The organism is Celerinatantimonas marina, from assembly GCF_046054165.1.
Lineage (GTDB): Bacteria > Pseudomonadota > Gammaproteobacteria > Enterobacterales > Celerinatantimonadaceae > Celerinatantimonas.
The window spans coordinates 22,158-41,481 of sequence record NZ_JBFNXK010000021.1; the positions used below are offsets into that span (position 1 = coordinate 22,158).

General features: G+C 45.9%; 18 protein-coding genes. 8 read left to right on the top strand and 10 right to left on the bottom strand.

The genetic code is table 11. The features are described from left to right. Positions 1–29: 29 nt before the first annotated feature. Both ABUE20_RS17685 and ABUE20_RS17690 read left to right on the top strand, forming a co-directional pair. Positions 30–1,241 (top strand): trans-sulfuration enzyme family protein, encoded by a 1,212-nt coding sequence (locus ABUE20_RS17685; RefSeq protein WP_408621282.1) that lies wholly within the window; start codon positions 30–32, stop codon positions 1,239–1,241. A 236-nt stretch (positions 1,242–1,477) separates the two neighbouring features. After that, positions 1,478–2,329, top strand: coding sequence for a thymidylate synthase (locus tag ABUE20_RS17690; RefSeq protein ID WP_408621283.1), 852 nt, complete (start codon positions 1,478–1,480; stop codon positions 2,327–2,329). Between the two features lie 84 nt (positions 2,330–2,413). On the opposite strand, the gene lgt is transcribed toward ABUE20_RS17690, so the two are convergent. From lgt to rppH, 3 genes are read right to left on the bottom strand one after another with little or no spacing between them, the layout of a single operon-like run. After that, positions 2,414–3,232 carry a prolipoprotein diacylglyceryl transferase gene (lgt, locus tag ABUE20_RS17695; RefSeq protein WP_408621284.1) on the bottom strand — a complete coding sequence of 273 codons (819 nt, stop codon included), beginning with the start codon at positions 3,230–3,232 and terminating at the stop codon, positions 2,414–2,416. Between the two features lie 55 nt (positions 3,233–3,287). Further along, complete coding sequence (ptsP, locus tag ABUE20_RS17700; RefSeq protein WP_408621285.1) at positions 3,288–5,552, bottom strand: phosphoenolpyruvate--protein phosphotransferase; 2,265 nt, start codon at positions 5,550–5,552, stop codon at positions 3,288–3,290. Positions 5,553–5,592: 40 nt separating this feature from the next. Next, a complete protein-coding gene (rppH, locus tag ABUE20_RS17705) occupies positions 5,593–6,132 on the bottom strand; it encodes an RNA pyrophosphohydrolase (protein WP_408621286.1) in 540 nt (179 codons plus the stop codon). Positions 6,133–6,784: 652 nt separating this feature from the next. Here rppH and mutH point away from each other — a divergent pair. Together mutH and ABUE20_RS17715 are read left to right on the top strand one after the other, a co-directional pair. Next, positions 6,785–7,444: a DNA mismatch repair endonuclease MutH gene (gene mutH / locus ABUE20_RS17710; RefSeq protein ID WP_408621287.1), complete on the top strand. Its 660-nt coding sequence runs from the start codon at positions 6,785–6,787 to the stop codon at positions 7,442–7,444. 93 nt (positions 7,445–7,537) lie between these two features. Then, complete coding sequence (locus tag ABUE20_RS17715; protein WP_408621288.1) at positions 7,538–7,861, top strand: isoamylase early set domain-containing protein; 324 nt, start codon at positions 7,538–7,540, stop codon at positions 7,859–7,861. A gap of 311 nt (positions 7,862–8,172) precedes the next feature. Here the strand turns inward: ABUE20_RS17715 and rplS are convergent, their stop codons facing one another. The 6 genes from rplS to ABUE20_RS17745 all read right to left on the bottom strand — a co-directional run bounded on the left by rplS (position 8,173) and on the right by ABUE20_RS17745 (position 12,491). Further along, positions 8,173–8,526, bottom strand: a complete 354-nt coding sequence (rplS, locus tag ABUE20_RS17720; RefSeq protein WP_408621289.1) for a 50S ribosomal protein L19 — start codon at positions 8,524–8,526, stop codon at positions 8,173–8,175. Positions 8,527–8,565: 39 nt separating this feature from the next. Beyond that, the gene (gene trmD, locus ABUE20_RS17725) at positions 8,566–9,327 is read right to left on the bottom strand and encodes a tRNA (guanosine(37)-N1)-methyltransferase TrmD (protein WP_408621290.1); all 762 of its coding nucleotides are present in this window, start codon (positions 9,325–9,327) and stop codon (positions 8,566–8,568) included. A gap of 8 nt (positions 9,328–9,335) precedes the next feature. Then, the gene (gene rimM, locus ABUE20_RS17730; protein WP_408621291.1) at positions 9,336–9,863 is read right to left on the bottom strand and encodes a ribosome maturation factor RimM; all 528 of its coding nucleotides are present in this window, start codon (positions 9,861–9,863) and stop codon (positions 9,336–9,338) included. Positions 9,864–9,893: 30 nt separating this feature from the next. Beyond that, a complete protein-coding gene (gene rpsP / locus ABUE20_RS17735) occupies positions 9,894–10,148 on the bottom strand; it encodes a 30S ribosomal protein S16 (RefSeq protein ID WP_408621292.1) in 255 nt (84 codons plus the stop codon). Between the two features lie 125 nt (positions 10,149–10,273). After that, positions 10,274–11,416 carry a bifunctional chorismate mutase/prephenate dehydrogenase gene (gene tyrA / locus ABUE20_RS17740; RefSeq protein WP_408621293.1) on the bottom strand — a complete coding sequence of 381 codons (1,143 nt, stop codon included), beginning with the start codon at positions 11,414–11,416 and terminating at the stop codon, positions 10,274–10,276. Further along, the gene (locus ABUE20_RS17745) at positions 11,409–12,491 is read right to left on the bottom strand and encodes a 3-deoxy-7-phosphoheptulonate synthase (protein WP_408621294.1); all 1,083 of its coding nucleotides are present in this window, start codon (positions 12,489–12,491) and stop codon (positions 11,409–11,411) included. Before ABUE20_RS17745 ends, tyrA begins: the two co-directional genes overlap by 8 nt. Before the next feature lie 229 nt (positions 12,492–12,720). Here ABUE20_RS17745 and ABUE20_RS17750 point away from each other — a divergent pair, with 229 nt between their 5' ends. From ABUE20_RS17750 to ABUE20_RS17760, 3 genes are all read left to right on the top strand, one after another. Next, positions 12,721–14,424 carry a LytS/YhcK type 5TM receptor domain-containing protein gene (locus tag ABUE20_RS17750; RefSeq protein WP_408621295.1) on the top strand — a complete coding sequence of 568 codons (1,704 nt, stop codon included), beginning with the start codon at positions 12,721–12,723 and terminating at the stop codon, positions 14,422–14,424. Further along, positions 14,417–15,121, top strand: a complete 705-nt coding sequence (gene btsR, locus ABUE20_RS17755; RefSeq protein ID WP_408621296.1) for a two-component system response regulator BtsR — start codon at positions 14,417–14,419, stop codon at positions 15,119–15,121. Before ABUE20_RS17750 ends, btsR begins: the two co-directional genes overlap by 8 nt. Before the next feature lie 167 nt (positions 15,122–15,288). Then, complete coding sequence (locus tag ABUE20_RS17760; RefSeq protein ID WP_408621297.1) at positions 15,289–16,722, top strand: carbon starvation CstA family protein; 1,434 nt, start codon at positions 15,289–15,291, stop codon at positions 16,720–16,722. A gap of 72 nt (positions 16,723–16,794) precedes the next feature. Here ABUE20_RS17760 and hldE read toward each other — a convergent pair whose 3' ends face one another. Beyond that, positions 16,795–18,228, bottom strand: coding sequence for a bifunctional D-glycero-beta-D-manno-heptose-7-phosphate kinase/D-glycero-beta-D-manno-heptose 1-phosphate adenylyltransferase HldE (gene hldE / locus ABUE20_RS17765; RefSeq protein ID WP_408621322.1), 1,434 nt, complete (start codon positions 18,226–18,228; stop codon positions 16,795–16,797). Positions 18,229–18,367: 139 nt separating this feature from the next. Here hldE and lpxL point away from each other — a divergent pair, with 139 nt between their 5' ends. Next, on the top strand, positions 18,368–19,300 hold the full coding sequence (gene lpxL, locus ABUE20_RS17770) for an LpxL/LpxP family Kdo(2)-lipid IV(A) lauroyl/palmitoleoyl acyltransferase (protein ID WP_408621298.1): 933 nt from the start codon (positions 18,368–18,370) through the stop codon (positions 19,298–19,300). Positions 19,301–19,324: the final 24 nt, after the last annotated feature.

Consider the following 19,324-nt stretch of genomic DNA (forward strand, 5'->3'; position numbering starts at 1 on the left):
TCTTATTCACCACAATAAATATCACCTTTATGACGGACACCACTTTTTCTGCCAACACCATCGCTCTGAATGCAGGGCTCAGCCGCAACCATCCGTTCCGGGTGCTGGCCCCGGATATCACCATGAGCATCAACCATCACTTTCAACCCGATCAGGGGGCATTCTCAGCCGAGCAGATCGACGATCTAACGCAAACAGATTATCTCTATGCCAGTTGGATGAATCCAACAGTACGGCAATTAGAACGACGACTAGCGGCGTTGGAACAAACGGAAGATAGTTTTGCCTGTGCCTCGGGAATGGCCGCTATCACCGCCACCTTCTTAGGATTACTAAAAGCTGGGGATCATCTGCTGATCAATGATGTCTGCTATGCGGGCGTTAGCGAACTGGCTCTGAAACTATTACCCGAATGGGGAATTGAAGTCAGCTGCGCCAATTTAACTAATATGGAAGAAGTAACCCGAGCCATCCGTCCCAACACACGACTGATCCATGCTGAAAGCCCCTGTAACCCGCTGCTCCGTCTAACCGATATTCAGCGTTTAACGCACTGGGCCCATCAGCAAGATATACTCGTTAGTGTCGATTCAACATTTGCAACACCGCTCTTATGTCAACCGGCCACTTTAGGTGCAGATTTAGTGATTCACTCACTCACCAAATTCATGAATGGTCACGGAGATGCGATGGGAGGCTGTGTCAACGGTCACCGTTCTCTTATCCAGACGATCCGTTCCCGAGCTGGAGCTTATTTTGGCGCAACATTAAGTGCCCAAAACGCTTGGCTCATTATGCGAGGGATCGACACACTGCCCCTTCGCATGCAGCAAGCTTGTGCCACAGCCGCACAGGTTGCCCGTTGGCTGGAACAACATCCCAAAGTTAAACGGGTGATCTATCCGGGGTTAGCCAGCCATCCTCAAAAGGCACTGGCTCAAAAAATATTTCCCAAAGGGGGCGCGATGCTGACTTTTCAGGTCGATGACCTAGATGCCGTTGCCGACGCATTCGCTCATAAAGCAAAAGTTTTTTATTATGCCTTTTCATTAGGCCATCAACGCTCACTAGCCGTTGCGCTGAAAACCCAACCGCTACTTCAGAACAGTTACTCGCTCAATCAAGAACAGTTAGCAGATTATGCCCGTTATGCCGGTGACGGCGTGATCCGGCTAGCTATCGGTCTGGAATCAGCAACCGATCTCATTGCCGATCTCACAACGATACTCGGAGCGTCATAGTTAGATAGCCTAACGGCCGTAGGTGAACGATGCTTTCTTTCTACCACGATTCGCGGTGGTTTTGCGCATGAAGCATCGAGCCTTGCCGGCTCGTTCATCGATAGATTCATCGGCACTATCTCAGCCCGAGAAAGACTATTCACAAAAATTGCAGTCGCTATAATAGTCTCAAGCCACAGTTTCTGATGGTATAAAACCATCGGGCAAATATGCCTTAATCAATTACTGGAATTCAGATGAAACAATACTTAGATCTCTGTCAGCGAATTATTGATGATGGAGTATGGATTGAAAATAAGCGAACTGGGAAACGCTGCCTCACGGTCATCGATGCATCATTAGAATATGATGTTGAACATCAGCAATTCCCGCTCATTACAACCCGTAAAAGTTACTTCAAAACAGCCATTGCTGAACTACTCGGCTATATGCGAGGTTATGACAATGCGGCACAATTTCGTGCAATTGGCTGTAATACCTGGAATGCGAATGCCAACGAAACTCAGGCTTGGTTGGATAATCCCAATCGTAAAGGCGAAGATGATATGGGGCGCGTCTATGGCGTTCAGGGACGTCGTTGGGCTAAACCCGATGGCGGGCACGTCGATCAACTCAAAAAACTCATTGATAACCTCAGCCGGGGGATTGATGACCGAGGCGAAATTTTATCGTTTTACAATCCGGGAGAATTCCACCTCGGATGTCTGCGCCCCTGCATGCATACCCACACATTCTCGCTACTAGGAGACGATCTATATCTGACCTCCTATCAGCGCAGCTGTGATGTTCCATTAGGGCTTAACTTTAATCAGGTACAAGTCTATACGCTACTAGCGCTGGTTGCTCAAATCACTGGGAAAAATGCAAAACGAGCCTACCATAAGTTAGTGAACTGTCATATTTATGAAGATCAACTCGAACTACTCCGAGACGTACAACTGAAACGGAAACCATTTCCTTTGCCACAACTCCATATTAATCCGGACATCAAATCACTTGATGATATTGAAACATGGGTTACGCCTGATGATTTCGAAGTCACGGGTTATCAATCGCACCCACCGATTAAGTATCCGTTTTCAGCTTAAATATCGATATAACCACCGCACGAGGCGGTGGTTAAAGAGACTCTCATCAGCCATATTGCAACGACTTGACAGAGTTTTCTCTGATTAACGAACAGAAGATGAAGCCGCACGCCGATAAGCCCAGATCAGGATGAGTAATCCAATCACAATCATCGGGAGTGATAGCAGTTGCCCCATCGTCGTTCCGAAGAACAAAAATCCTAACTGAGGATCCGGTTGGCGGAAAAACTCAACAAAGAACCGAAAACATCCATACCCTAGTAAAAATGCGGCCGAGACAGCCCCCATTGGTGGACGACGTTTACGATAACAAGCCAGAATCACGAGTAATACGATACCTTCTAAAAAAAACTCGTATAACTCAGAAGGATGTCGCGGTAAAGGACCCGCATCAGGGTACACAATCCCCCAAGGCATCGTCGTCACTCGCCCCCACAACTCCCCGTTAATAAAATTACCGATACGCCCCGCAGCGAGCCCAAAGGGAACAAGAGGAGCGACAAAATCAGCCACGATGAAAAAATGCCGGTGCGTTTTACGAGCAAAATAGAGCATCGCTAAAATCATACCAATCAGACCGCCATGAAATGACATGCCCCCTTGCCAGACTTTAAAGATATACAGCGGATTATGCACAAATAAATCCAACTGATAAAACAACACATAGCCAATCCGCCCACCGAGGATCACACCTAAAAAGCTATAAAACAGCAGATCACTCACCTGTGGGCGTGTCCAGTCATTATCGCTGCGATCCGCGTAACGATTCGCAATAAACAACGCCCCCATAAAGCCAACAAGGTACATCAAACCGTACCAATGAACACTTAAAGGACCAATATGAAAGGCAATCGGATCAAGATGAGGAAATTGAATGGGTGTTGTCACAAAGACCCCTTGCATGATTATTTAGGAAAAATACCGCCGCATTGTGCAAGTATAACGACCAGAACACAAGTTATGCATCTTGAGAGTTCATCCGAACCAGATGGATCAAATCCTGTGAGGTTAAATATTCATTGAGTAGCGCTAATATTTGCTCCGCATTTTCTGCAGCCAGCAATGGCTCTCTAAATTGTTTGATATCGTTGATATTGACTCGCCGAATCAGATATTTAATTTTTGCCAGATTAAAACTACTCATACTTAGATGTTGATACCCCAGCGCCAATAAAATTAGGCAGCCAAAAGGTTCTCCGGCCATTTCACCACAAACACTCACCGGGATACCAAACTGCTGGCCTTGTCGAATTACATGATCAAGCGCTCGAATAACCGCCGGATGATAAGTCGAATACAAACCGGAGACCCGGGTATTATTACGATCCACAGCCAACAAATATTGAGTGAGATCATTGGTTCCAACCGACCAGAAATCGACTCGCTTCGCCAGTTCAGGCAGAATAAAGAGCGCGGAAGGCACCTCGATCATCACCCCCAATGGGGGACACTGGTGCTCATTACGATTAGGTAACTCTTCAGTGACTTCCTGCCAAGCCCGGTCCATTAATTGCCGAGCATGATCAACCTCTTGCAAGGAACTGATCATCGGTAACATCATGGATAAATTCGGATGGATCAACGCCGCCCGATACATGGCACGACATTGCACTAAAAAAATATCCGGGTGATCCAATGTCATCCGGATCCCTCGCCATCCTAAAAATGGATTCTCTTCATGAATTGGAAAATAAGGGAGCTGCTTATCGCCACCGATATCCAGAGTCCGCATGCAGACCGGTTTATTCTTATAGCTACTCAGCATGCGTAAATAACTCTGATATTGTTCCGCTTCCGAAGGAAAACGGTTCTGCATCAGAAAGGGGACTTCAGTGCGATACAAGCCCACCCCATCGGCAACTCGCTGTGCCATATCGGCATCGGCACTTAAACCAGCATTAATTAATAATTCAATATGTACATGATCCAATGTGCAGGCGGGTTGTTCAATATCCTGATTAATCTGAGCCACCAGAACCCGTTCCTGACGCAAAAGTTGCCGGTATTCCTGACGCAAAATATAATCCGGTTCAACAAAAATACGGCCATTATGCCCGTCGACAATCAAATCCCGATGCAATAGTAAATTCAAATCGACGGAGATACCGAGAACCGCCGGGATCCCAAGCGCCCGGGCCAGAATCGCCGCATGCGAATTACTCGCCCCTTGCTTGGAAATAATCCCTTTCAACCGCTCTCGCGGCAAATCGCCCAACATCGTTGCCGTCACTTCATCGGCAATTAAAACAAAGTTACGATCCGGAGCCTGACACCACTGAGGCTGAATAAGATGGGTTAACAACCGTTGACACAAATCCTTTAAATCAACAGCTCGTTCTCTTAAGTAGCTATCACTTAACGCTTCAAACTGACTCAAATATTCATCTCGAACCAATTGCAGTGCGCTAATCGCGGTATACCCTTGTTTAATCTTCAGCCGTAATGATTTGACAAAACCCGCATCATTGATCATGCCTTTATAGACTTCGAAGATGGACAACACATCTCTGGGCAAATCATTACCAAGGCGCTGAGACATCTGATGAATATCACCCAATGTACAGCTGAGTGCATGCTCTATCAGTCCTAATTCATCGTCGATTTGAGTCGTTGTTTCCAGTTCCAGCTCACCTAACTCGCCCGGAGACTGAAAAACCCAGCCATTAGCCATCGCGATCCCAGGCGATCCTGCAATACCTTTGATGGCGTCTTTAGGAACATCAGGGGAAGTATGAGTCGCTTCAGCCGCTTCAGCTTGGCTGAGAACGGCTGAAAGATGAGCGGATAGCGTCACTAAAAAAGCTTCTTCAGCGTCACTGAACGAACGGATCTGGGATTGTTGCACCACCAGAACTCCGATTAACTGACGCCGATAAATGATCGGAGTCCCTAAAAAGGAACGAAATGAATCTTCCTCAGCCTCAGGGAGATACTTAAAACTGGGATGGTGATGGACGTCGGCCAGATTAATTGGCTCTTGTCGCCTAGCGACTAACCCGACAACCCCTTCATCAAAATGAATACGAGCATGACCCACCGCAGCTTGAGCCAAGCCATCCGTTGCACGAAGTAACAGCTGCTGTTTTTCACTATCGGCCTGATAAACAGAACAACAATCCACCTGCATCGTGAGCCGAATTTCTCCAACCAAAAGTTGCATGGCCGCATCAAACGAAGCAGCCTGACTTACTTTTTCAACAATCCGGCGTAACTCTGCTAGCACCGTAATTCCTCACCATAAATCTATCAACTGATAACATCATTCAGGATGAACGAGAGTTACGCCGTTTTCGTTTTCGCCGGGTACTATTACTGCGCTCTTTGACCGGATGCCCCATTAATAATGGGGCAAACTCTTTCAGAGCCCGACGATAGACATCTCGTTTAAACGAAACGACCTGTCGGACTGGATACCAATAACTGACCCATCGCCAGTCATCGAATTCAGGATGTCCACAGCTGTCAAAACAGATATTAGACTCATTACTCTCTAAACGAACTAAAAACCATTTTTGCTTTTGACCCAGGCACACGGGTTTACTTTCCCAGCGCACCAATCGTTTTGGCAATTTGTAACGCAACCAATGCCGGCTAATAGCGAGAATCCGAACGTCGTCTTTTTTTAAACCGACTTCCTCAAATAGCTCCCGAAACATAGCTTGTTCCGGATTTTCACCGTCATTCACACCTCCCTGAGGGAACTGCCAAGAGTGCTGGCCGAATCGACGCGCCCAAAGCACCTGTCCACGTTTGTTACAAATGATGATGCCAACATTCGGACGATACCCATCACCATCAATCACTGAAATACCTTCAGTTAAACCTTACTTATGATTTGATTCTTTCACATAACTTTTGAGGCAGCAAACCAAATCATGTCGATTCCAAGAGAAATATGAACTCTATCGTTCTATCGCGGATTATTTACACAACGCTCAACAGCTCAAGGATCACTTTTCCAAAAAATCTGTGGATAAACCTTTTGATAACCTATCAGTTACTCACAAATAAGTTTTATGCTGTGCATAATAATTAGCTGAATGCCTCATATATTATAGATTAACTATATGATTTTAAATATTTTATTTTTACATCTTCAGCCTAATTAGTCAGGGATAAGACTTCTCTTGAATGAGTGTTCGAAAAACATACTATTTAAAATTTTTTGGATTTAATCCACATTTTTTAATGATATTTTCTTCTATATCACTCTGCATTAGTCTCAGGTGAAGGTTATTCATCAAAGTTGTGGATAAGTCTGTGGGATCACTCTGAGTGAACGGGCATAACCCGTGCACGACTGCTACACGATAAAAATCTTATCCACCAGTCACCTTCAATCCTCTGTTTTATATGCACTTTTTATAGGTAAAAGAAATATCACAGGACACTGCCGAATGAGGCTTCACTGCTGTACAATAATTACCAGATCGTTGATAACCCAATGCCGAGAACATGACATCACCTGCTTCCATCACCGAATTACTCGCTCGCTGTCAAAATATGGCTGGGCTGACACTCGTCGATATCGCATCCCGATTAGGGGTGGCTCTACCTAAAAATCTACGCAAAGAGAAAGGCTGGAGCGGACAACTCATCGAGCTATGGCTGGGAGCGAGCGCCGGAAGTAAACCGGAACAAGACTTTCCTCAGCTGGGTATTGAACTCAAATCACTCCCCGTTGATCGTGAAGGGATCCCGCTGGAGAGTACCTATGTCTGCATGGCACCTTTACTTTACAGTCAGGGAGAAACTTGGCAAACCAGTAGTGTCCGCAACAAACTTTCTCGAGTGTTATGGATCCCGATTCTAGCGGAGCGAACTATCCCACTTGAACAGCGGATGGTCGGAACGGCCATTTTATGGACACCATCCGCGCAGCAAGAAGCAATCTTGCGCCAAGATTGGGAAGAACTCATGGAGATTATTGCCTTTGGTCAGGTTGAACAGGTTACCGCCCGCCATGGGGTTGCATTGCAACTTCGCCCCAAAGCCGCTAATAGTCGGGTCAGAACCAAAGCCTATGGTAAAAACGGACAACTTATTGATACGCTCCCCCGAGGATTCTATTTACGAAGAGAGTTTACTAAGCAGCTATTGTCATACTATTTCTGAAATAAATCTGAAGACTATTGACCAATATCATAATTTGAACAAAACTTAATTTACGCTATATGGAATAATTCGTCTGACAAAGGAGCTATAACAATGGCATTGAAAAAGCAGTATCTTAAGTCGAAGCCTGAAGTTCGCGTCACATTTGAAGTGAGCAAAGAGGCCGCTAATAATGCATCTAGAATATTTTTGCTTGGGGAATTTAATCAATGGGAACCCGTTGAATTAGATCATATGAAAAATGGTAAATTTAAAATCGTCGTAAAATTACCAACAGATCAACAAAGCAGTTACCAATTCCGCTATAAGCTCTGTGATGCCTCAGGAAAAGAATATTTCGAAAATGACTGGAATGCAGATGCCTACTGCCCCAATCTATACGGAGAAGAAAACTCTGTGATTACCGTAACCCATTGACAGATATTCGCTTCTTATAACACCAGTTAAAATAAAACTTTCGACGTACCCCGTGGTTTTATTGTTAACATCCAAAGGCTGTCGAATGTTGCAGACAAGATTGATCCGCAACATTCGACAGGCCGGAAGTGGTTTTGATCTTGTCTCCCTTTTTGAGCTCTGCTTACCGTGTTATCACTTTGAAATTTTATATTCTGAATGCGTGTCATGCTGACTCAGCCCCACAGGCCTCATCAGTGAGAGTGCTCTTCTCAGATCGAAAAAGCCCGGTGAACACCGGGCTTCCAAACTCATATTGGCTGATAAAAATCTTATTTTTTATCCAGTTTTTCTTTAATACGAGCTTTTTTACCTGACAGATTACGCAGGTAGTAGATTTTCGCACGGCGAACGTCACCACGACGTTTCACAGCAATGCTTTCAATTAACGGGCTGTGAGTCTGGAATACACGTTCAACACCTTCACCACTTGAAATTTTACGAACGGTGAATGAAGAGTGTAAACCACGGTTACGTTTTGCAATTACAACGCCTTCAAAAGCCTGCAAACGTTCGCGATCACCTTCTTTAACTTTGATCTGAACGACAAGGGTGTCACCTGCAGAAAATGCAGGAACATCTTTTTTCATTTGCTCTTCTTCGAGCGCTTTGATGATATTACTCATAATCTCTTTATCCTAGTAGTAACTGAAACTGTCGTGTGTTTACTCGTTATTGTCACGAATATACTCAGCAAGCAATCGCTGCTGTTCGTCAGTCAGAGCTAGAAGCTTTAATAACTCTGGTCGTCTCTGGTAAGTCCGTCCCAGTGATTGTTGTTCCCGCCAACGCGCAATCGCTTGATGATTGCCACTTAGCAATACCTCAGGTACTGCCTCACCATCCAGAATTTCCGGACGCGTGTAATGTGGACAATCAAGAAGGCCATTCGAAAAAGAATCCTGTTCCGCTGAAAGCTTATCGCCTAAAACACCCGGAACCAATCGGGCTATCGCATCGATCATGACCATGGCAGGCAATTCTCCGCCACTTAGGACATAATCTCCAACTGACCATTCTTCATCGACTTCAGAGCGAATTACCCGCTCATCAATCCCTTCATAACGACCCGCCAAAAAAATCAATTTTTCAGATTTTGCCAGCTGAGCCGCATTGGCTTGACTAAAAGTTTGCCCTTGAGGCGACAAATAAATAACCCGAGCACCTTCCCCGGCAGCCGATTTTGCAGCATGAATCGCATCCCGCAACGGCTGAACCATCATTAACATGCCAGGACCGCCCCCATAAGGCCGATCATCGACAGTTCGATGACGATCGTGGGTAAAATCACGAGGATTCCAACGATGTAGCTCCAGTAAACCGTGCTTTATCGCTCGCCCCGTAACCCCATACTGGGTTATCGCATCAAACATCTCTGGAAATAAGCTAATAACACCGATCCAGAGCGAAGGTAATTTGTCATTCATCAGGAAACCTAAAAACCAGGGTCCCAATCCACTGTAATCACTTGAGCCTCACGATCAATCTGATCGATCATTTGTGACTCAATAAACGGAATTAGCCGTTCTTTTTTACCGAAAGCATCTTTCAGGTTTGCCTGTACAACCAATACATCGTTAGAACCCGTCTCCATGAGATCGATCACCTGACCTAAATCATAATTCTGACGGTTCACAACTCGCATTCCTAACAAATCACGCCAATAAAATTCATCGTCGGCTAATTCAGGAAGGTCGGCTGCCAATACTGCGATATCTTGCCCGGTCAATGCCTGGGACTGTTCACGGATATCATAACCTTTCAACTTGGCAATCAAGGAACTATTATGTCGGCGCCAATCTGTCATTTCGACTTCACGCCACTGCCCATCCTGCCCGACTAACCAATGTGGATAGTCAAAAATTGCTTCGGCCTCTTCAGTAAAAGAGTTGATTTTCAGCCACCCCTTAATGCCATAAACCGCACCAAGGCGACCTACAATGACAACTTCCGGATGACTCATCTCATTTACCTTATTTAATTCGTTCAACGCTTAAGCAGTAGCCTGAGCCTGAACATCTTTGATCAATTTTTCTACGCGAACAGAAACAGTCGCACCTTGGCTAATCCAGTGTTTAACACGTTCCATATCTACACGAAGATTTTCTGTTTCGCCTTTCGCGATCGGATTATAAAAACCTAAGTTTTCAATGAATCGACCGTTACGAGCGTTACGGCTGTCTGCTACAACAACCTGATAAAATGGCCGTTTTTTCGCGCCACCACGTTGTAAACGAATGGTAACCATATCGTCCTCATTTCTTATATTGAATGTTTGCTCCTGCTGGAGCACCCGCTAATTGAAGCCGCGAAATTTTACACTGTTATGAATAAAAAGCAAGCCATCTATACAGATGGCTTGTCATGGAGGGATTATTTTTTAGCGGCGTAATGGCGCTGATCATGCGCCTGAGCCAACAAATTACGACTCTCTTGCAAAAACTGCTCGGCATAATCACCAAACCAGTCACTCACTCGCCGAAATTCTTCAATAAAAGCTTCGCTATCATGACGCTCAAGCATTTCCAGCATTTGCCCGAACCGATGGTAATAACGACGGATCATCTTCAAATTATCACTCTGTGCCATAATGATATCGGCATACAGTTCTGGACTTTGTGCAAACAGGCGGCCAACCATTGCTAATTCCAAGCGATAAATAGGAGAGCTCAAATCCAATAACAATTCCAGATCCGGTGCTTCTTGCGCCAGATGAACCCCATAAGCAAACGAGGTAAAATGTCGCAAAGCCTGAATAAGCGACATCGCATGATCATGTTCCGCAGCAGGCGCCGCATATAAATGCGATCCCCAGATTTGGATCTGATCCAGCAACCATTGGTATTGTTCTTGGCCACGGCCTTCACTGTAAACCACAACCTGCTTGGCAAAGCTGGTGACATCCGGGCCAAACATCGGGTGCAAACCAACTACAGGGCCAGGATGCACCTCGAGCATGACTTGCAATGGCGTGGCTTTAATACTGGTTAAATCCGTCAAAATACAATCGGCTGGAAGATGGTTCAGTTGACGAATCACGGATTCCGTAACGTGGATCGGAACCGACACCACCACCACACTGGCTCCGTCAAGCAACTGATCCGCGCGCTCCCAATCCTGCTCTTCTAAAATCCGAACTTCATACCCCGATAAACGGAACATCCGAACAAAAAGGCCACCTAACTGGCCATTTCCCCCGATCACGACAATCGGGCCAGCTTTGGGATTAACGGCCTTAAAGCCATTTTCATGCTCATTGCTATACGATTCGCGCATGACGCGCCGCAATACATCTTCGATCAGCTGACCTGAAACATTGACCTGTTCAGCTTCCTGACGTCGCTTAGCCAACATAGCCGCTTCTCGATCCGGCGCGTAAATAGGCAGACCATGCTCACTTTTGATCTCCCCCACCAGCCGCACAAGTTTCAGCCGTTCCGATAACAGTGTGATTAATTGCTGGTCAACCGCATCGATTTTGTCTCGTAACGGTTGGAGCGGATGAGTATCACTCATCTTGATTCTCCACACGAGGAGCTAAATGCCCTTTCAACGCGTGATACATTTCACCCATGACTTTTTCGGTCGTTTGCCAGTCAATACAAGCATCTGTCACTGAGACACCATATTTAAGTTCAGAAACGGGCAACTCACTTGGCTGATTGCCTTCATTAATGTTGCTTTCCAGCATCAATCCGACAATCGAACGATTACCTTCTTGGATCTGATTGACGACATTCCAAGCCACCAACGGCTGCAACCGATGGTTCTTATTGGAGTTACCATGACTACAATCGACGATCATACAAGGCTCTAGTCCCGCTTCTCGCATCGCGTCTTCAGCCTGAGCCACATTCACAGAATCATAGTTAGGCTGCTTACCACCGCGCAAAATCACATGCCCATCCGGGTTACCATGAGTTTGCAACAAGGCCACCTGGCCTTGAGTATTGATCCCCATAAACCGATGGGCTGCAGAAGCCGAACGCATCGCATTAATCGCGGTCTGTAAATTGCCATCAGTCCCATTTTTAAACCCAACCGGCATCGACAAACCACTGGCCATTTCACGATGCGTCTGAGATTCGGTGGTCCGAGCACCAATCGCCGACCAACTAAATAATTCATTCAAATACTGAGGACTAATCGGATCCAGCGCTTCAGTTGCCGCGGGTAATCCCAATTCGGCGATCCAGGTCAACAACTCCCGCGCCCGGTGCATTCCGGTTTCAATATCAAAACTATTGTCCATGTGAGGATCATTGATGAACCCTTTCCAACCCACCGTAGTTCGAGGTTTTTCAAAATAGACTCGCATCACGATAAACAGTTCGTCTCGGTATCGATCATGCAATGCTTTTAAACGACGAGCATAATCTTTAGCTGCATCCAAATCATGGATGGAACACGGACCGCAAATCACCAGAAAACGTGGATCACGTTTATGGCAAATATCAGCGATCGTCTGACGAGATTCCAGTACGAATGCTTCAGCTTCGGCAGATAGCGGAAGCTTAGCGCGCAATTCAGCAGGTGTGATCATGACCTGTTCAGACTGGATATGTTTATCATTGATCAAATCAGTTTGCATCTAACCTCTATACTCCTTGGTATTGGCATTATCAGCCACGTATAAATGAATAAATGGATAGGATAGCTCACAATACCAGTGATCCCAGCATTTGCAAGTTCAGATCGCGTTTTAAGACCCAATCATTCATCGCCTGCGAACTTTCCAATAATTTGTGGCTGATTCGTGGTTTTTTCTCGGATACTGTCGTTAATCTTTTGTCAAAAGACGTTATGTAAAAGTTATGGCGATGGCCCATTTACCCGACTATTCATTAATCATCTCTTTAGCTCAGCAGATGAGTTTATTTTTAGTAGGAGCCTATCTACTCAGCAAAACGCCATTATTTACACCTATTGTTTATCTATCGCCTCGTTTAAGCCATCGTATTTTTGTCTATCTGTTATTTTCAGGTCTATGCATATTGGGCACTTATTTTGGACAACCCGTCCATGATGCGATTGCCAATACCCGAGCTATCGGCGCGGTCTTAGGTGGGTTATTCGGCGGTCCGGTGGTCGGTTTTGCCGTTGGACTCACAGCAGGACTACACCGCTATTCCCTGGGAGGGTTTAGTGCTTTAGCCTGTGCGATTTCAACAACTTGTGAAGGATTATTAGCCGGTTCTATTCAGGCGATAGTCCGTCATCATCATCGCCGAATCGACGAACTCTTTTCACCACTATTAGTATTCAGCGTCACCTTTGCCGCTGAAGCCCTACAAATGCTAATCCTATTAATCTTTGCCAAACCTTATCCGGATGCTCTAGCGCTGGTTAAAGTGATCGCTTTACCGATGCTCATCGCCAATCCCATTGGCGCAAGTCTATTCATGATGATGATCAGCGATCGCAAATCACTTCACGATAAATTCAGTCGAAGTTACTCACAAAAAGCGCTCAAATTAGCCCAGCGCATCGTGGGAGTACTCCCCGATCTCACCCAACAAAGCGCCCAACAAATGGCTGAAATTCTTCATCAGGAAACCGGTGTAGCCGCCGTAGCCATTACCAATCGTGAACAAGTGTTAGCATTTGTGGGAACCGGTTCGGATCATCATCTGCCCAATACGGCCATTACTTCAGCATTAACTCGCAAAGCAATTGAGGAGAACAGCATTGTCTTTGCCGATGGTGTGCAACATATCTATCGGTGTAGCTGTTCAGAAAAATGTCCTCTGCGATCGGTTTTAGTCATTCCACTGCGCTGCGCTGATGAAGTCATTGGTACCGTCAAACTCTATGAATCCAAACGTCGGTTGTTTCTGACCATCAATCGAACACTGGGAGAAGGCATCGCGCATATTATTGAAGAGCAGATGGTGACCAGCCGCTATCAACAGCAACAAGCGCTACTCACGCAGGCCAAACTGAAACTGGTCAGGGCTCAAATCCATCCACATTTCTTATTCAATGCCCTCAATACCATCACCGCTATTATTCGGAAAAATCCACCTCAGGCCCGCAAACTCATCGGAGAATTAGCTCTATTTTTGCGAACCAGTTTAAAGCAGCATTATGAACAGGTTCCGCTGATTGATGAACTTCGTTGTATTCAAGCCTATTTGAATATTGAGCAAGCTCGATTCGGTGAACGATTGCAAGTAGACATCGACATTCCCGAAGCTTGGCTGCAATTTCAAATCCCGAGTTTTACGCTGCAACCTTTAGTGGAAAACGCAATTAAACATGGGATCAGCCAAATTCTGACACCAGGCCATCTAAAACTTTATCTTCAGGAGCAATCGGATCATTTTGAATTAATCGTGGAAGACAATGCCGGACTCTATCATCCCCCATCACCGGAAACATGTTCGGAACAAGGTTTAGGATTATCGATCGTACGGACCCGACTCCGACATCAATATGGAGAACAGGCTAGACTTATTATTGACTGCCTTCCGGAGCAATCAACCAAAGTACGAATCCAATTACCAAGGAGTGGTTATGTTTAAAGCGGTCATCGTGGATGATGAGCCTCTCGCTCGTGATGAATTAAAAATACTATTAGAGCAGGATGATCGCTTTGAAATCATTGCGGAATTTGACAATGCTGTGAGCTGTTTAAGCCAGTTACCCAATCTGGCCGCGGATGTGCTGTTTGTCGATATCCAGATGCCTAAATTAACCGGTCTAGATTTACTCAAAATTATCCCTCAAAAGCCACGACCATTTATTGTATTGATCACCGCTTACGAAGATTACGCACTTCAGGCTTTTGAAGATGCGGCATTTGATTATCTACTCAAACCTATCGATGATGAACGACTAAAAAAAACACTGCATCGACTGGCTCAACAGCTCACTCCCGAACCAACCTCAAATCAACACCTGACACTACTGCCCTGTTTTAGTCATCAGCAACAACAATGGATCCGATGTGAATCAGTTGAATATGCTTTTTCCGACTTGAGCGGTGTCCATATTTTTGATGGTCAGCAACAATACCATACCCAGCTCACCCTAAAAGCTCTGGAACAACAACTAGGGCTGGTGCGTTGCCACCGCCAATATCTGATCAATCCGGGAGCCATCCACGCTATTGCCATCAATGATGACGGACATGCTCTGCTCACCACCATCAGTCAATCGCAAATTCCAGTCAGTCGACGCTATTTAAAAACACTACGAGAACTCTTTGCACTGCCTTAAACACGAGCCGACAGGATATTGGCACACGTTGTTCGAACCGCTTACCCCCAAATTGGAACCTTTCATCCGGCTATATCACCAGTAAAAGCATCCGTCCATCACCTGACTCGCCATCCATGTTTAAATTGATTCTGGATAGAACACTATAATGATGAAAGGAGAACATCATGCTCTGGTTCCTGTTTTGTGTCGCCGTCTTAATCGTCGGCTATTTCAGTTATGGGAAACTGGTCGAACGCATATTCGGCCCCCAACCACAACGTCCGACCCCAGCGACTGAATTCGCCGATGGCGTCGATTATGTCACGATGTCTGACAAAAAAATTTTTCTGGTTCAGCTATTAAATATTGCAGGTTTAGGCCCCATCTTCGGTCCTATTCTGGGGGCACTTTATGGCCCAGTTGCCATGCTATGGATTGTTCTGGGCAGTATTTTCGCTGGTGCTGTTCACGATTATTTCTCAGGAATGTTATCCGTCCGCGCTAATGGGGCTTCGGTTCCCACAGTAGTTGGCAATCAACTGGGGAATTTTGCCAAACATTTCATGAACCTGTTTGCCGTGATCTTGTTATTGCTCGTTGGAGTCGTCTTTGTCCTGGGGCCAGCTAAACTACTGGCCAATATGATGAGTCTGCCAGTTTCCATCTGGGTCGCCATTATTTTTGCCTACTACATTCTCGCAACCATCGTTCCTATCGACAAAATCATTGGTCGCTTTTACCCTATTTTTGGTGCCTTATTGATTTTTATGTCGGTCGGATTAATGATTGGGCTGGTCGTCAGTGATCACCATTTTTATAATCAGGGTCTGAATTTCGCCGCCAATTTACATCCGAAAGATCTCCCAATTTGGCCATTGCTATTTATTACTATTGCCTGTGGGGCCGTATCAGGATTTCATGCAACCCAATCCCCACTGATGGCTCGGTGTATGGCCAATGAAAAATCAGGACGCTTTGTTTTTTATGGCGCGATGATTGGTGAAGGGATCATTGCTCTTATCTGGTGCACTCTGGGGTTGTCTTTCTACCATGATACGAATGCGTTGAACGCCACTCTCGCTCACGGCGGACCTGCGGCAGTTGTCCATGAAGTATCCACCTCGTTATTGGGAGGTGTCGGTGGGATCTTGGCTATTTTAGGCGTGGTCATTTTACCGATCACCTCTGGTGATACTGCATTTCGTAGCGCTCGGTTAATTATTGCGGACTTTTTGAAACTCACCCAAAAATCATTAGTGCGTCGACTTTGGATTGCCATTCCCATGTTTATCGTGGGTTACTTGATCACTCTGGCTCAATTCGGTGTGATTTGGCGCTATTTCGGCTGGGCGAACCAGACCACCGCAATGATCATGCTCTGGGCCGCAGCCGCTTATCTGGCCAAAGAAGATAAACTGCACTGGATTTGTACCATTCCAGCCACATTCATGACCGCTGTTACATTTACCTACCTCTGCCATGCCACCATCGGTTTTAATTTACCTATGAGCATTGCAACCCCTGTAGGACTCGGTATCGCAGTGATCTGCATTGTGGCTTTTCTAATCAAATTCAGACATCGTACTAGCGCACCTGAAAAACTATCGGAACAACATTAGCGCCATCCATACATCTAAAAAAGGCCAGTTACACTGGCCTTTTCATCAAATAATTCTAAATCTTAAACGGCCCTAAGCCTTCGGATCTTTTCTGATCGCTTCAATAATTGCCGTCGTTGAACAACCATCTTCAAAGTTCAGAATTTTTACTTCCCCACCATTTGCCAACACTTCCTGATGCCCGGCAATCTCATGAACTTGATAATCACCGCCTTTCACCAACAAATCCGGTAAAATATCTGCAATTAAGCGTTGCGGTGTATCCTCACTAAAACTAACTACCCAATCAACAGCCGCAAGTCCTGACAAAACGGCCATTCGTCGTTCCAGTGGATTAACCGGGCGAGATTCACCTTTTAAACGACGTACCGAATCATCATCATTGACCGCAACAATGAGCCGATCCCCCATCTGTCTGGCTTTAGTCAGATAAGACACATGTCCGGCATGTAAAATATCGAAACAGCCATTGGTCATCACTACTTTTTCACCACGGCTTTGCGCAATTCGGACCGCCTCTTTTAAACGTTCCGGCGAGATCACACCAAAGCCACTTTCATGATCACCGTAGATAAATTTAGCGAGTTCCTGAGCATTCACAGTGGAGGTTCCCATTTTGCCAACCACAATACTCGCCGCCGCATTGGCTAAAGCGCAGCTCTGAGCCAATGATTTACCGGCCGCTAAGCTCGACGCTAGCGTTGCGATCACGGTATCCCCCGCCCCAGTCACATCAAAAACCTCTTTGGCTTGTGCCGGTAAGTTCAGTGCTTCCTGATCGGGCTGCAACAGCGTCATGCCATGTTCACTGCGGGTGATAAGCAATGCAGACAGTTCCAGCTCTGCTACTAATGCCAACCCTTTGTTGACAATATCTTGTTCACTCAGACATGGCCCTACGACCGCTTCAAATTCACTATAATTCGGAGTCAACAAAGTCGCACCGCGGTATTTTTCAAAACTGGTGCCTTTCGGATCAACCAACACCGGACAATTTCTAGCTTTAGCAGCCTGAATCAAGGACTGAACTTGTGCCAACGCCCCCTTGTTATAATCCGACAGGATCACAACATCATGTCCAAGAAGATGTTGCTGATATTTAGCCACTAGCGGTGTGGCATCCACCTCATGAAAATTTTCCTCAAAATCCAATCGGATCAATTGCTGGTGACGACTCATCACTCGTAGCTTGGTAATCGTCGGGAAATCTCGATAACTGGCGAAATCACAAGCCACACCGACACCATCCAACTGAGCCTTCAACGCATCGGCCGCTTCATCTTCTCCCGTCATGCCAATCAACGTTGACCCAGCCCCTAAGGCAACAACATTCAATGCCACGTTAGCCGCGCCCCCCGGGCGTTCTTCGTTACGCTTAACGTTAACAACAGGCACTGGTGCCTCTGGTGATATCCGTCCTGTCGCTCCATGCCAATAGCGATCAAGCATCACATCACCCACTACCAGAACCCGGGCCAATGCATATTCAGGAAGCTCTACTTGCATCACGGGGAAATCCTTTCATTCATTCAATCAATAAGTATAAATATAATGCAAGTGTACCATAGAGATTTTGGAAAGCAGTTGAAATTCCTCTACAATAGGGCCCCATAATTTTTATTTTCTTTAAGATACTGGTCGTTCAATGGCAATTACTGCTCCTCCACGTCTAAACTGGCGCGCATTTCTCCCCCAACATTGGGGCGCATGGCTGATCATTATTTTTTTATACATTATTAGTTTATTACCTACACGAATTTCATGGTGTTTCGGTCGAAACTTGGGACGTTTGGCTAAGCACCTGCTAAAATCTCGCCGTCATATTGCTGAAACAAATTTAAAGATCTGTTTTCCGGAAGCCTCCCTCCAGCAGCGGCAATGTTGGCTCAATGAAACATTTGAAAATTTTGGTTTAGCCATCGTCGACACGGCGACAGCTTGGTTCTGGTCTCAGAAACGCTTTGCAAAATATATGCATGTTGAAGGGGGAGATTATCTGCGATCATTGCGTGAAAAAGACCCCAAAGGTGGAATTCTCATCATCAGTATGCATTTTTATACACTGGAATGGCATGCCCGTATGTATGGCACCCTCGATCCGGGCGTCGGAGTCTATCGCCCCAACTCCAGCCCGGTCTATGAACACTTTCAGCATCGGGCCAGAATCCGCAATAATCATTATCTGGTTAATCGCAGTGATGTCCGGGGGATGATCAAAGCCCTTCATCAGGGGGAAGCGCTCTGGTATGCACCGGATCATGACTATGGGCGTAAGGCCTCCGTCTTTGCACCTTTCTTTGCCCAACCCCATGCGGCAACTGTATCCGGAACGGCTACACTGGCCAAAGTCCGAGGTGTTCGCCCTATCATCAGCTATGCCCGTCGCAACACCGATAAACCGGGCTACACCCTTGTCATCAAGCCATTTACGAAGGACTATCCAACAGGCGATCCTATTCAGGATGCCACATTAGTCAACCAGCATATTGAAACCGCCATTAAGGAACAAATTTCAGAATATATGTGGATCCACCGGCGCTTCAAATCACGTCCAGAAGGGGAAGAATACCCGTACTAGACTGGAGTGATACTGAGCTAGGAG

Excerpts from the sequence above, each read along its gene's own strand:
- ABUE20_RS17685 (WP_408621282.1), top strand. The coding sequence starts at position 30 with ATGACGGACACCACTTTTTCTGCCAACACCATCGCTCTGAATGCAGGG.
- ABUE20_RS17690 (WP_408621283.1), top strand. The coding sequence starts at position 1,478 with ATGAAACAATACTTAGATCTCTGTCAGCGAATTATTGATGATGGAGTA.
- lgt (WP_408621284.1), bottom strand. The coding sequence starts at position 3,232 with ATGCAAGGGGTCTTTGTGACAACACCCATTCAATTTCCTCATCTTGAT.
- mutH (WP_408621287.1), top strand. The coding sequence starts at position 6,785 with ATGACATCACCTGCTTCCATCACCGAATTACTCGCTCGCTGTCAAAAT.
- ABUE20_RS17715 (WP_408621288.1), top strand. The coding sequence starts at position 7,538 with ATGGCATTGAAAAAGCAGTATCTTAAGTCGAAGCCTGAAGTTCGCGTC.
- rplS (WP_408621289.1), bottom strand. The coding sequence starts at position 8,526 with ATGAGTAATATCATCAAAGCGCTCGAAGAAGAGCAAATGAAAAAAGAT.
- trmD (WP_408621290.1), bottom strand. The coding sequence starts at position 9,327 with ATGAATGACAAATTACCTTCGCTCTGGATCGGTGTTATTAGCTTATTT.
- rimM (WP_408621291.1), bottom strand. The coding sequence starts at position 9,863 with ATGAGTCATCCGGAAGTTGTCATTGTAGGTCGCCTTGGTGCGGTTTAT.
- rpsP (WP_408621292.1), bottom strand. The coding sequence starts at position 10,148 with ATGGTTACCATTCGTTTACAACGTGGTGGCGCGAAAAAACGGCCATTT.
- tyrA (WP_408621293.1), bottom strand. The coding sequence starts at position 11,416 with ATGAGTGATACTCATCCGCTCCAACCGTTACGAGACAAAATCGATGCG.
- ABUE20_RS17745 (WP_408621294.1), bottom strand. The coding sequence starts at position 12,491 with ATGCAAACTGATTTGATCAATGATAAACATATCCAGTCTGAACAGGTC.
- ABUE20_RS17750 (WP_408621295.1), top strand. The coding sequence starts at position 12,721 with ATGGCCCATTTACCCGACTATTCATTAATCATCTCTTTAGCTCAGCAG.
- btsR (WP_408621296.1), top strand. The coding sequence starts at position 14,417 with ATGTTTAAAGCGGTCATCGTGGATGATGAGCCTCTCGCTCGTGATGAA.
- ABUE20_RS17760 (WP_408621297.1), top strand. The coding sequence starts at position 15,289 with ATGCTCTGGTTCCTGTTTTGTGTCGCCGTCTTAATCGTCGGCTATTTC.
- hldE (WP_408621322.1), bottom strand. The coding sequence starts at position 18,228 with ATGCAAGTAGAGCTTCCTGAATATGCATTGGCCCGGGTTCTGGTAGTG.
- lpxL (WP_408621298.1), top strand. The coding sequence starts at position 18,368 with ATGGCAATTACTGCTCCTCCACGTCTAAACTGGCGCGCATTTCTCCCC.